Source organism: Lactiplantibacillus sp. 3062, assembly GCF_055413545.1.
Map to the genome: position 1 here is coordinate 148,330 of NZ_JBVAYE010000003.1, position 13,164 is coordinate 161,493.

The window sequence follows — 13,164 nt, forward strand, 5'->3', positions numbered from 1 at the left end:
GGAGGTTTTATTTTGTCTACAACAACACCTGTCATCCCAACCCAAACGAAGGTTGCAATTTTTGGCACCGCCAGTCTGGCTTTTTGCGGTATTTTAGTTGAAACATCAATGAACGTTACCTTTCCGACCTTGATGCACCAATTCCACACCACTCTAGCAACGGTTCAATGGGTCACCACTGCCTATTTACTCGCCGTAGCCGCTACCATGGTTATTACGGCGTTTATTCAACAACGCTTCCGTTGGCGGACAATTATTAACGTTGGCGGGGCTGGTTTCGTTCTTGGCGGTTTATTATGTACAGTCGCGCCACAGCTCTGGTTACTACTATTCGGTCGAATCATTCAAGCCATCGGAACTGGATTGGCATTACCATTAGTATTTGCGCAAATCATGACCCTGGTCCCTTTCACTGCTCAGGGTCGTTTTACGGGGACCGCTGGAATGTTGATCGCATTGGCCCCTTCACTCGGACCAACATATGGCGGCTTAGTGACACAACTATTATCCTGGCGCTTAATTTTCGGCATTACCCTACCGTTTGGTCTGATTGCTTGGCTGATAACGGCCAAAACTATTCGCCAAACGCAGGCACCACGGTCACGTCCGTTCCCCTTATGCCAATTCGGGCTAGTCGTCGCGGCACTCATCCTGCTGATTTTTAGCGTCAATAACCTTAGTACACATGGCTTAAGCTTAGTATTCGTCTGGTTACCACTGTTATTAGCGGTACTCGCCGTACTGACTTTTACCCGTTCGGCAACCCGAACCACGCACCCACTAATCAACCTGGCCGTCTTCCAACAGGGTGACTTTACCCGGGCGCTTCTCATTTACTTCTTCATTCAATTCATTCAGATTGGACTGACCTTTCTGCTCCCTAATTTTGCACAACTCGCTTTGGGTAAAAATGCGTTAGTGTCGGGCTTAATGCTATTAGCAGGAAGCTTATGTTCAGCAATACTATCACCTTTGGCTGGTAAATTGATGGACCGTCGCGGCATTCGGCGACCATTCCAAATTGGTAGTGGCTTTTTACTGTTGGCAACACTAAGTCTCGCAGGGTTAGCCCAGCATCTCTCGGTCGGCTTGATCATTGGCTTATTTGTTGGCTTTCAAATTGGGTTCAGTTGCTTATTTAACAATGCCCTGACGTATGGTTTACAACAATTGCCGCCCCAACTAATGGGCGATGGCAACGCGCTTTTCAACACCCTACAACAGTATTCTGGTTCGCTCGGTACCGCCATTATGGCCGTCTTGATTACATTGGGCACCCGCATGGCACCGAGTGCTTCGAGTACGATGCAAACCACCCTCGGCACCCAGATCGCACTCTGGTTCAGTCTAATTATCATTATGATTGTAGCTGCTTTAGCGCTGACTACGAAACCAATTGCGAATATGGCTGACGACCAACATCAATCACGGTCATCTAACCACTGATTTACTTGGGATTTGGTTAAGCCGTTAAAGGCTTCATTAAGCTTCACGTCTTCTTTACTTCTGACCACTGAGTTTACGGTAAGATACAGTTAATCCAAACCGAGGAGTGGTGTGCATGCGTTGGGAACCGTTCAGAATTATTTTAATAGTTGCAACACTAAGTTGTTTGGTGATTCTTGTCCACGTTCGCCAGCCACAAGCCCGGACGCGGCAGCTACTCGGCTTAGGTTACTTATTTGGCCTTAGTGTGATTTTGTTTACCCCGCTGTCATTCGACGGAACTGCCATCTACGTGATGCCAGCTGGTGTCGGCCAAGTGAACCTATCACGGTTGTATCTTCACGGGCTGGGCTTTATCGAAAATATCATTCTGACGATTCCCTTAGGCTGGGGAATTAAACGCCACTTTCATCACTACCCACTATTGGGCCTCGGATTAACGGGCTTGTTAGTGGGTGCCAGCATTGAAAGTCTGCAATATTTCATGTCACAACATTGGCTGATCAATCGCAGTAGCGATATCAACGACGTCATTGCCAACGCAACGGGTATCCTGATTGGCGGACTCGTGGCAGCTACCTTCCAATTTGTGGCCCAGCACCGCAAGACAAGCGTCACGGATTACTGATCACAACTGTATCCTGAAGCTTGCACCCCCTTGCTGGCTGCTTAATGCTCGACTGCGCCGTAAATCACGGCATGGCGCTCAACTTAAATTCACAAACGCAGTGACAAAAAGACGGTTGTTAGACCAATAATAGTCTAACAACCGTCTTTTGTGGCGTCTTCTCAATTTTAATGGTTAGTTGTGGACTTGTCCTCATGCGCGGCACGTTGCGCTTGCTGATCTTGATGCCAGCTAGTTGGACTCCATAATTGGCCTTCCATTGAACCCCGTAGACTCTCAATCTCAGCCTGTTGGTCATCGATGACCTTAATGATACTCTCCACAACAACTTGATTATCAGCCGTCTTCAAAGCGGCGAGTGCCTGGATCGCCCAGGCAGCCTGGTCTTGTTCACTCATTATGTTAAAATCTCCGTTTCCTTTAAGCCTTTTTACATTGTACACAAACCAACTGATTATACCAAGGAATCTGCTTACTCAGCAAAGGTAACGGGCGGTAATCGGCAAGTAAAATAACGCCCTACACTGCGATACGCTGTTAAGAAGACACGCAACCTAACGCGCCCTGGTGGCTGGCTGATATTGTTCTTTCGACAAAAAAACGCCCCATCAAGAATATCAACACAATTCTTGATGGGCCGCTTTCGTCTCAAACGCTAAATCCGATTAACCAACTGCTTGTTGATCATCGTCATAAAGTTTTTGTTGAATTTCACGTAATTCAGACTTACGTACCGAACGTGGCAAAAATGCCCGAATGTCCTCTTCGTTATAACCGATTTGTAACCGCCGACCATCATAAATGATTGGCCGCTTGAGTAATTGTGGTTTTTCAACTAATAGGTCCAATAACTGATTGAAGCCTAAGTCCGACAAATCAATGTGTAATGCTTTGAAAGCCTTAGAACGCGTTGAAACGATGTCCTCGAAGCCATTTTCAGTGAGCCGGAGGATTTGTTTCAATTCATCGCGATCCAGAGGATTAGCAATAATGTCGCGTTCATTAAATGGAATGTTATTCTCAACTAACCATGCTCGTGCACTACGACTAGACTTGCTGGACGTTGAATAATATAAGTTTACTGTCACGATGAATTCCTCCTAAGTTTCAGCAAGTGACTTTACACCACTTACTTTAATATAGTAAGTATACGGTTTTAGTCAAGAATAGTCAAGGTTTGTCAGAACTTTTTTAGTTAATTATTTCTAAAGTTCTGCCAGCCAATTACCCATCAAATGCCAGCGCTATTCTGTACTTGTGCCGACAAAAGCGGTACCTCACGAGATACCGCTACTTAACTAAACATGACCAACTGCCCGGGCTGGGATCGAACCAGCGACCTCTTGATTAACAGTCAATTATTCTACCGCTGAACTACCGGGCAATGATTATGTCTGTATTTATACACGCTTTTATGATAAAAAACAAGTCCTTTTAAAAAAAAGTCACACTAAATTCACATAATTAATATGATATCCACCTCAAACAACGTACAAACCTAACCACGATACCACGGAAAAGTCCTGTTTTGAAAAGCGTTGTGCCAGTGTATTAGTGATTTCTAATTCACTCAATGTCGTTTTTAACTCAAAGTAGTAATCCCCACGCTGATTATGCAGTGCCAGTTGCCAGCTACCTAAATCATCCCAGCAAGTCGTATCGGGAGCGGCGTGTTGATGCTTAAACAACACGTGAAAAGTCGGCTTCCACGTCTCGTGATCGTCTCCTGTGATACGGATCAAGCGACACACTTCCCGGTGACAACGAATCGCTGTCCGAACACCAACGATAATACCTGCCACCATCACCCCCGCACCAAGTGCCAACCCAAGTAATAACAACCGGGTTAATAGTGGCGTTGCTTGCAATTGCGAGCTAATCACAATCGTCGCACTCATCATGAGCCAGACTACCAATACCCAGCCATTGAGCCAGTTCAAGGCGACATCGCGAGCATGTCGATACACTGCTAAGCGGTATTGTTGATCATTGTTGACCACTCGTTGTTTAGGGGCCACAGTTGAATAAACCACCGCCATATCATCATGAAACGTATAACTAGTAAGTGGTTGGAAGACCGTCGTCATAACTTGTAACGTCGTCTGTGGCATGTATTCGGCAATCAGCTGGCGTGCTTGTGGGACTTCTTTAAACTGATAACTCAGACCGTGAATCGCCGTCAATTGATAGCCCCACGCCGCCTGCCGATTGAGCCAAGCAACCTCGGCAGCAGAGCCTTTAAGAAAAAAGCGTCGTTTTTGCATACTAGGAATCCTCCATTTCACACCGATTTGAGTCCCCATTATATGCCGATTGGTCTACATTTCAAATATTCATTAATCTTAGTTCAACGCCGTTACTAACCGTTGTACAAAAGTAATATTATCAAAACAAGCATGGTAACCCTTTCCTTATTTCAGCGAATTGGTATGGGTACGATGATTAATTCTCGATACTTCATGGGATGCCAGTTTATATATTAAGTTTTTTATATTTATTCACAAGTCCAACTATCCATGCTAGCATCAAAGATGATGTTATTGATTACAATCTTCGGAGGAACAAGTTATGTCAGCCAAATATATCATGGCCATTGACGAGGGGACCACGAGTACCCGCACCATTATTTTTAATCACGCCGGTCAAAAAGTTGCCGACGCCCAAAAGGAGTTTCCACAATACTTTCCGCAACCGGGGTGGGTCGAACACGACGCTACTGAAATCTGGAACGCGGTTTCCTCAACGATCGCTAACGTCTTAATTGACGCTAATATTAAACCTAATCAAATCGAAGCCATCGGGATCACCAATCAACGTGAGACTACCGTTGTCTGGGACAAGCAAACCGGTCTACCCATTTATAACGCCATTGTTTGGCAGTCCCGGCAAACTGCACCGTTAGCTGAGCAACTCATCGCTGATGGTATGGGCGATCTGATTCACCGGCACACCGGCCTAGTGACCGACGCCTACTTCTCAGCAACGAAAATTCGCTGGATCTTAGACCACGTTGATGGTGCCCAAAAGCGCGCGGAACGCGGCGAACTTCTTTTCGGGACTATTGATACTTGGCTCGTCTGGAAATTGACTGGTGGCGAGACCCACGTCACCGACTACACCAACGCCAGTCGCACCATGTTATTCAACATTCACGACTTACAATGGGACCAAACGATTCTGAACCTACTGAACATTCCTGCTGCGATGCTCCCAGAAGTACGGTCCAACTCTGAGATCTATGGCACGACTAAGGACTACTTGCTTTATGGTAGCCAAATTCCAATCAGCGGGATGGCCGGCGACCAACAAGCCGCACTATTTGGTCAGATGGCCTTTGAACCTGGCATGGTCAAAAATACTTATGGAACCGGTGCCTTTACCGTCATGAATCTGGGCGAGCAACCGCAATTATCCGACCACAACCTTTTAACGACCATCGCTTACGGGCTTGATGGCAACATCAATTACGCGCTTGAAGGCTCCATCTTCGTAGCGGGTTCGGCCCTGCAATGGTTACGCGATGGCATGCAACTGATCGAATCAGCACCAGAATCCGAAAGTCTTGCTCAACAGTCCCATAATCACAACGAAGTTTACGTAGTTCCCGCCTTTACCGGATTGGGCGCACCTTACTGGGATTCCGAGACCCGTGGAGCCGTCTTTGGCTTAACCCGCGGGACCACCCGGGCTGATTTTGTTAAAGCCACACTACAGTCACTGGCCTACCAGTCCCGCGACGTCATTGATACGATGAAAAACGACGCCAACATCACCATGCCCACACTCATGGTCGACGGCGGGGCAGCCCGCAACAACTGGCTGATGCAATTTCAAGCCGACATCTCAAACGTCAAGATCATCCGGGCCGCTGACCTCGAAACGACCGCACTCGGTGCTGCATTCTTAGCCGGCCTAGCCGTGGGATACTGGCAAGATTTGGACGAACTCAAATCAATCCACCAAACCGGCAATGTCTTCCAACCCCGAATGGCCGCGCCCCAACGTGCGAACCTTTACCAAGGCTGGCAAGCCGCCGTCAAAGCAGCCCAACTATTCAAGCACACCCCAATCGACGCCCAATCAAGTACCAACTAAACTAAATTTCTAGTCAAAAACGCCGCGACTGAAGTCAGTCACGACGTTTTTAGTTCAGCACTATTTTCCTTGAATCCATCACTGCCATTCTTATCTATCCGATAATCCGCACTGTGTTTGTTGCTTTTCATGATTAAAACGTGCCGATTAGGTGGATTTCTGTTCGTCAGCAATGATCGTCCTATTCCGACCTCCGGGGCTGGGTGACAATTGCTGTAACGTAAGCCGACATCGATTTGAGCTAACGCCCAACCCGCGTCATCTCAAATACGAGTCTTATTCTAAGCCGGAAGGAAATCACTTCCGACTAAGAATAATTTGGCTACTGAGCATTGTCACCCAGTCCCTCCAGTCTCAAGAGTGTGCGGGGCCACGAGTTGAAGCCGAGCATTGCCTAGCCAACGGATTAATGCGGTTTTGGCATTAGTCCGTTGGCGTAGCAAGCACAGGCTTTAGTGGCACCGAACACGTTTCGGGAAGCCGCTCGAATGGCTGATGAACGGCCACTTAACTTAGCACAATTTATCGTTGACTATTTTGATACAGGAACTTTAAACGAGACGTTAGGGTTACCCTAACCACTTTGTTGAAACGTTCGATTACTACTATGGTGATTCCGAAATAGTAAGCTATCACAATGTCATTTTCTGCCTGACAGTTGCTCGACAAAATTACTGTTTATGAAGAACAATGATGAGTCCAATAAAAGTTGGGTACATCTCCGTCTGCCATTCGAACACTGTCCCGACTGGAAGGCGTTTCTGACAATGCCCAGTGGTGAAATTTCACTTAGCAAGCGTCTTGTGCTTGGTTAGTGAAAGGCCAGTATTTAAGACGTGGGCTTCGGCTTAAATCTGTGCCCACCACGTTCCGGCAATTGGCAGAAATGCCTGGAAGTCGGCATAGGACACACTAACTAAGCAAGTTTACGCTAACCTGAACTTTTTCCAGCGGGTCTAAGCTGGTTGCTTTTGAACTTAAAAACTTGGCACGTTTTAATCATGATTGATGACAGATTAATGAATATCGCGTGGGGTTTATGATAATTGTAGTTCGTCTACTTTTTTGAAGGCGTGACTGGCTAGAAATAGCAGGAATATGCCGGCATAAAAGAGGGCAAATAGTAATAAGAATAGCCGTAAATCAAAGCGGTCAGCTAGGAAAGAAAACGCTAGCGAACCCAGCGGTAAGGTCACGGAAACCAGCGTATAAAAGCAGGTCATTACCTTCCCGAGTTGGTCTGAACCGACCATCGCTTGAATCATCGGTGTCTCAAATACTTGCGTCAGTCCTTGAAAGACAAAGCTCAGTAAGTAAATGATGGCAAACAGCCAGAACTGGTTGTACGACACTACTGTCAAGATCATGAATAACGCGCGCCCAAAGTTGCCGATGAGGTAAGACTGCCGAACGGTCAACTTTTTTAACTGTCAGTAGACTACCGTCATCCCTAATAATATTCCAACGGCTGACATCGACTCCAAAATACCGTAGTAGATCGAGTCACCGAAATGCCGCCCAAATAAAACGACGTACGTATTCAAACCGCCAAAGAAGAAATTCATGACGACGCTCGCAAACGTCAATAAACGCAGCAGCGGATCAGTGCTGATAATTTTGAAACCAACCAAAATCTGGTTGAGATACAAGGACTTTTCCCGCGTGTGTTGCTGACGGGGTTCAGCGAGTTTGATCCGCCTAAAAGTGGCAACGGTAACGACAAACGTGGCTGCATCCATGATTAAAACACCGAGCACTGAGCAGAGGCTGATCAAAAATCCAGACAGCGCGTTGAACACGTAATCCGTTCCCTTGTAGGCAATTGACATGTCCGCTTGTGCTTGAACTAGCTGGTCTGGCTCAACGAGCAGCGGTACTAATGTATCTTGAATCGGATAAGCTAGTGATCCAAAAAGGGCCGCGACGAATACCAGCCCGACATAGATACCTGGCAACTTAATATGTAACGCAACTAATCCAATTAGCATGACCACGATCACTAACTGTGAAAATTCAACCGCGACTAATAATCGGCGTTTAGAATGTCGGTCGATACTGTCACCAAACAGAAACAACAACACGCCCGGTAAAACAATAGCCACATTCATGATGCCGATCCACAACGCACTGTTGGTCAATTGGAGAATGAACCAGTTCATGGCAATCATGTAGATGCTGTCACCAGCGTTACCCACTGCTCGCCCTAAGACGAGTTTTCTGAAGTTGGCATTGATCACATTATCCGCCCCTTTCAAGCCTTGCAACAATGTTACTATCACACATCAGAATAAGGATCGACTCAGCTTTCACTCGAATCTGCAACGCAGCCCGGGCCTGCTTAGTAAACATCGTCTCAGAATTAATTATATTATAATTAGTAAAAATAACAATATTTAATCTTATTTTAATGTTAAGATTCGTCCTCCCAGGTACCAAAAAATCTCCCATGTCAGCTAATAGCGACATGGGAGCGTTACATTAACGGTTATTTTTCGTTCAGCCATTCTAATTATTAGTGTTATGGTAACGATTATTGGTCTAATTCCGGCAAAAAGCCCTGCTGCCTAGCGATTGTCAAAAACTCTCGCCGTTTGGCCGCTGAGTGGGTCGCTTCCTGCGTCATGTGCGCTAAGTGTTCCGTACGGGCGTGACTACTCCGATGTTGATAATACTGATTCAAAACGCCATCAAACCGGTCCAACTCCGCCTGATAACTCGCAGGCTCAGCATAGGTATCTTGAAACAACACAGCGGGCAACCCTAATCGAGGTTTCTTTTCAGGAACATCCGCTGGGTGCCCTAACTGCAACCCAAAGACGGGTAACGTCAAGTCCGGCAAGTGCAGTGCGTCAATCACCGCCTGCGTGTCGTTGTTAATTGATCCAAGTACAACGCTACCAAGACCCATGCTTTCAGCGACCATCACCATCGCCGCTGTAATCAGCGTGGCATCTTCAATACTACCAGCAAAGCGGTCAAATTCACTCAGTGCCCGACGCGTCGTTGCGCCCGGTGCTAGCTTGACGTTGCGGTGTTGGTCCGCAACCACAACTAATAAACGGCCGTTTTCACCAACCGTTGGCATCGTCGTAATCGTGGCCAATTGTTGCCGTAGTGCAGGCTGAGTGATCTCAATCAAACTGTATGCCTGTAAATATTGGCTAGTCGGCATTTGTTGTGCCGTTGTGATGATTTGCGCGAATTGCGCATCACTAATTGGTTCAGTGGTAAATTGTCGCCGCGTTCGATGGTCCTGTAAGGTTTCAATCACACTCTTTGTCACTTAAAATCGCTCCTGTTCTTGTTGTAATTCCCGTGACCAGTCCGTTAATTGTGGCAACACGTCCAGGTTCAAGTTAAACACAATTCGTTGACACACTTGATCAAGCTGTACGCTCCGAAATAAGGGATAACGGGTCCTGCCCTGATCCTGGTGTATGATAACACTTAACGTAACCAGCTCATCTAACGCCGTTTCTAACAGTGTCATCGCACGCTGCGGAAAATATTCTCGCTGTAGTGCCGGCGCGTCCAATGAGCAGCCTGCCAACGCTTCAACATCTCGCCGAGTCAATAACAAACTTTCCGGATGTTCGCCAATTAATCGACTTAAAATCTGAACAGTCAATTGGGTCTCAAACGCGTTACGAAAACGAAAACGGGTCTGGAAATGACTTTGAATAAATTGTAGCAATGCCCCATTCTTCATTTAATAACGAGCCTCCTTAAACATGCTTATTGATAATAACACTGATACTAGCGTTTGTAAGTTATTTTCCCCCACCACGCACCCGCAATTAAATCACCACAATCAGTCAATTACATGATCCAAACAAAAAAGCTGAGCTTAGAGAATTGACATTCTGAAAGTTCAACTTTTGAGCCAACGCCTACTAAAAAACAACCGCCGTTTGATAAACTCACACTCCTGCGCTAGACTTTGGCTAACAGCTTTTAGCCAATATGATTTTCTTTCAAAATCAGATCGACCTCAGCTTGCATGTCAGGTGTTTTTGTCCATTCTTCCCAATGATCCATCGTTTCATCGGGAATCGTAAATGTTTCATTAATATATTGCTCATACTTGGCAACATGCGTGGAATGCGGAATGTTTAGTTGTAATATCCGCACTTGCTTAATAAAACCACGTTCAGCTGCTAACTCAGCGCGGCCATTCATCAACATGTTTCCGATCTCCATGTATGAGGTCCCATCATTACGTGTTATTTCTTGAATTAAGTCTAATACTTCATGGTTTTTCAACTGCAATCCCTCACTTCACATTTTAGTATAAGCGGGGTTGGCAGTCGTGTCAAAACTGACCAGTAATTGCCAGGTGATCAGGCTTGGTATGCCTAATCACCTGTACTTGATGAACACTAAACTAACTCAGTCAGCCCCAAAATGCTACCATCAGCCGAGCACTCCTTTTTCTGAGTAAACATCAATCTTCAAAAATTACAAGAGAGCCTTATCTTCATCTGGTCCGCCATCAATTCGCTAATTTCACTCAAAAAACCACTATCCAAGCAGATAGTGGTCGGCATAAGAGAGAAAGAGAATTGATTAGAAGGTAATTAAATACCTTACAAACTAAGAATAAGCGATATTGTAAGCGTTGTCAACAGTTAGTCAAAATAAATAGATAAATTATTTCTATTTACTCATTAATCTTTTTCTAACACCCTCAGCCAGCCATGTTCGCCACTAAATTGCCGTCTTTACTTGCACAAAGTTAATTAATTCACCTTATTTAATAGATTGGTACCATTCACAATTACCAAGATTTAAAACAAACTTCTCAACCTAGATAATTTTAATTATTATCAACAATCAATTATAATTATTTACACTGGTTATTTAAATTGACTTCACTAGCAACTAACCCTGTCACTCTCGCATTAACACTTGCTGGGTTATTATTCGCATTCCCTTTAAGAATGAAATATACTAAAAGTAGGCGGTAACATGTCAGGCAGCTATGGGAGTGAGGGCATTATGAAAATAATCGAGCATCAGGAAAACGGGATTAATTATTATACATTAGTGAACAATCATCATATGAGCGTCACTATTATGGACTGGGGCGCCACAGTCACCGCGATCAAAACCCATGATAAAGATGGTAATTTTGCAAATATTGTCTTGGGATTTGACGACGGCGCCGACTACATCACCTATCAATCTTTTTTCGGTGCAACCATCGCTCGGGTTGCGGGGATCATCAAAAATGCCCGGTGGCGGCAGTATGACTTAACTCAAAATGCGGGCGAAAATCATCTAAACGGTGGTAATATGCCTCAAATTTCATTTGAACCATGGTTTTTAGAACGTAAACTGCACACTAGTGATCAAGTTGGACTCGTCATGCAATATATTACCTTGGACGGTGAGAACGGCTATCCCGGGACAATGACGATCACGGCTAATTTCGTATTAGATAACGACGGTAAATTTACTATTAGCTACACTGGTAAAAGTGATAAAACAACCTTATTCAACCCCAGCAACCATACCTACTTCAATCTAAGTGGGGATGCGGAACGCCTCATTGACCACCATGTTCTTAAAATCAATGCAGACGAGTACGCCGCGTTAAACAAACACGGTATTCCAACTGGTAAGTTGCCATGGGTCACCGACACCCCATTTGATTTTCGTGACCCAGTCGAGGTTGGACCCCAGGTTGCTAACATCAAGGGCGGGCTCCATCACGGCTTCGTCTTAAACGACACCCCATATCCACAAGTAGAATTACTAGATCGCATCAGTGGACGCAAAGTCACGATGCGAACGAACGCTCCGGCAGTCGTGGTTTCCAGTGCAACTAATTACCGTGATGATCGTTATCGACTCAATGGCGGTAAACCGATGCGTTCTCAACTTGGTCTTTCCCTGCAAGCACAAAAATTACCGGATGCTATTCACCACAAGGAATTTGGCAGTATCATTATCGAACCTAATATTCCTGTAACCTACCAAACGGCCTATCGTTTTTCTAATATTTACGATGTCTAACTACTCAAGAATGATTCAAATCGACCTCCCAGAATGCAAACTACTGGGAGCTTTTTTGACTCACTAATAATGCGTTACACCATACCATTGACTGAACGAAAATCTCCTAACCCATTTTAGTCGACGGACATGGCCTCATTACCATTTACCTACTAGGCGCATATGCTATTATGCACGTTGCGCGAGTTAATCTGTCATGACTCAGGACGAGTTAACTATCAAAATAAGTGCTATTATGATAATAATACCCACATGTGGCTTAACGACTAGTACATTTAGCGGCGGTTTAATAATGACCACCCCATCAAATGTAATTAATAAGGAGGATCAGATTATGCCAGCTACTGACTTACGTGTTCAGCGCACCCAGACTGCGCTGAAAGAGGCTTTTCGGACGCTTGCTTTAAAGTATCCGCGCTATCGTGATATTACTGTTAAGGAGCTCACAAGTGTCGCTAATATAAACCGCAAAACTTTCTATTTACATTTCGATTCCATTGACGATTTAGCGGAAACGTTCGTTCAAGAAGGTGCTGATAAGATTCTAGCACTCATTGACCCGCAAGATTTCAAGAAAAACATTAGCCAACCCGGCTTAATCTTTGATCGCTTAGTGACCTATTTTCGCCAATCTGAAGCTTTTCACCGAGTCATTTTGTTGAATGATGATTACAGTTTTTTGTCTCGGAAAATCCACGCTGCCGTGGTAGCAGGGCTTACAACGACGATTCAAACAAACTATCATTTATCTGCAATCGATGCTAAGGTCTGTTCAAGCTTTTTGATCCACAACAATTTAACCTTTTTCCGGCTCTATTTTAATGGTGATTTAGGACTAACTTTGGCTGAACTAAAGCAGCGTTTAGTTTCGCTCAACACTTATGGCATTCATCAATTCTTCTACCCTAATCAATCACTTTAATAGGACCCAAAAAGCTGAGCTATCGAATAACGATGTTCATTCGATAGCTCAGCTT

13 protein-coding genes and 1 tRNA gene are annotated in these 13,164 nt (G+C 45.1%); 5 read left to right on the top strand and 9 right to left on the bottom strand.

Annotation, left to right across the window (positions count from 1 at the left end):
• Positions 1-12 precede the first annotated feature (12 nt).
• Entirely contained in the window at positions 13-1,446 is a 1,434-nt protein-coding gene (locus ACWQAU_RS06735; RefSeq protein ID WP_003641093.1) for a DHA2 family efflux MFS transporter permease subunit, read from the top strand.
• A gap of 115 nt (positions 1,447-1,561) precedes the next feature.
• Positions 1,562-2,074, top strand: coding sequence for a VanZ family protein (locus tag ACWQAU_RS06740; protein ID WP_003641092.1), 513 nt, complete (start codon positions 1,562-1,564; stop codon positions 2,072-2,074).
• A gap of 167 nt (positions 2,075-2,241) precedes the next feature.
• Here ACWQAU_RS06740 and ACWQAU_RS06745 read toward each other — a convergent pair whose 3' ends face one another.
• The 4 genes from ACWQAU_RS06745 to ACWQAU_RS06760 form a co-directional block, all read right to left on the bottom strand.
• Positions 2,242-2,472 carry a hypothetical protein gene (locus tag ACWQAU_RS06745; protein WP_003643998.1) on the bottom strand — a complete coding sequence of 77 codons (231 nt, stop codon included), beginning with the start codon at positions 2,470-2,472 and terminating at the stop codon, positions 2,242-2,244.
• 267 nt (positions 2,473-2,739) lie between these two features.
• On the bottom strand, positions 2,740-3,162 hold the full coding sequence (locus ACWQAU_RS06750) for a Spx/MgsR family RNA polymerase-binding regulatory protein (RefSeq protein ID WP_003641090.1): 423 nt from the start codon (positions 3,160-3,162) through the stop codon (positions 2,740-2,742).
• A 224-nt stretch (positions 3,163-3,386) separates the two neighbouring features.
• Positions 3,387-3,458, bottom strand: a tRNA-Asn gene (locus tag ACWQAU_RS06755).
• 97 nt (positions 3,459-3,555) lie between these two features.
• On the bottom strand, positions 3,556-4,338 hold the full coding sequence (locus ACWQAU_RS06760; RefSeq protein WP_021355846.1) for a hypothetical protein: 783 nt from the start codon (positions 4,336-4,338) through the stop codon (positions 3,556-3,558).
• Between the two features lie 304 nt (positions 4,339-4,642).
• Between ACWQAU_RS06760 and glpK the strand changes: the two genes are divergently transcribed.
• The gene (glpK, locus tag ACWQAU_RS06765) at positions 4,643-6,169 is read left to right on the top strand and encodes a glycerol kinase GlpK (RefSeq protein ID WP_011101174.1); all 1,527 of its coding nucleotides are present in this window, start codon (positions 4,643-4,645) and stop codon (positions 6,167-6,169) included.
• A 1,037-nt stretch (positions 6,170-7,206) separates the two neighbouring features.
• On the opposite strand, the gene ACWQAU_RS06770 is transcribed toward glpK, so the two are convergent.
• From ACWQAU_RS06770 to ACWQAU_RS06790, 5 genes are all read right to left on the bottom strand, one after another.
• Positions 7,207-7,587 carry an MFS transporter gene (locus ACWQAU_RS06770; protein WP_011101173.1) on the bottom strand — a complete coding sequence of 127 codons (381 nt, stop codon included), beginning with the start codon at positions 7,585-7,587 and terminating at the stop codon, positions 7,207-7,209.
• Between the two features lie 12 nt (positions 7,588-7,599).
• Complete coding sequence (locus ACWQAU_RS06775) at positions 7,600-8,406, bottom strand: MFS transporter (RefSeq protein WP_011101172.1); 807 nt, start codon at positions 8,404-8,406, stop codon at positions 7,600-7,602.
• Positions 8,407-8,699: 293 nt separating this feature from the next.
• A complete protein-coding gene (locus ACWQAU_RS06780) occupies positions 8,700-9,452 on the bottom strand; it encodes a nitroreductase family protein (protein WP_003645805.1) in 753 nt (250 codons plus the stop codon).
• Positions 9,453-9,878: a hypothetical protein gene (locus tag ACWQAU_RS06785; RefSeq protein WP_003641081.1), complete on the bottom strand. Its 426-nt coding sequence runs from the start codon at positions 9,876-9,878 to the stop codon at positions 9,453-9,455.
• Between the two features lie 245 nt (positions 9,879-10,123).
• Positions 10,124-10,432 carry a hypothetical protein gene (locus ACWQAU_RS06790; protein ID WP_011101169.1) on the bottom strand — a complete coding sequence of 103 codons (309 nt, stop codon included), beginning with the start codon at positions 10,430-10,432 and terminating at the stop codon, positions 10,124-10,126.
• A 705-nt stretch (positions 10,433-11,137) separates the two neighbouring features.
• Here ACWQAU_RS06790 and ACWQAU_RS06795 point away from each other — a divergent pair.
• A complete protein-coding gene (locus tag ACWQAU_RS06795) occupies positions 11,138-12,187 on the top strand; it encodes an aldose epimerase family protein (RefSeq protein WP_003641079.1) in 1,050 nt (349 codons plus the stop codon).
• Positions 12,188-12,521: 334 nt separating this feature from the next.
• On the top strand, positions 12,522-13,109 hold the full coding sequence (locus ACWQAU_RS06800; protein WP_022637902.1) for a TetR/AcrR family transcriptional regulator: 588 nt from the start codon (positions 12,522-12,524) through the stop codon (positions 13,107-13,109).
• The last annotated feature ends 55 nt before the right edge of the window (positions 13,110-13,164 follow it).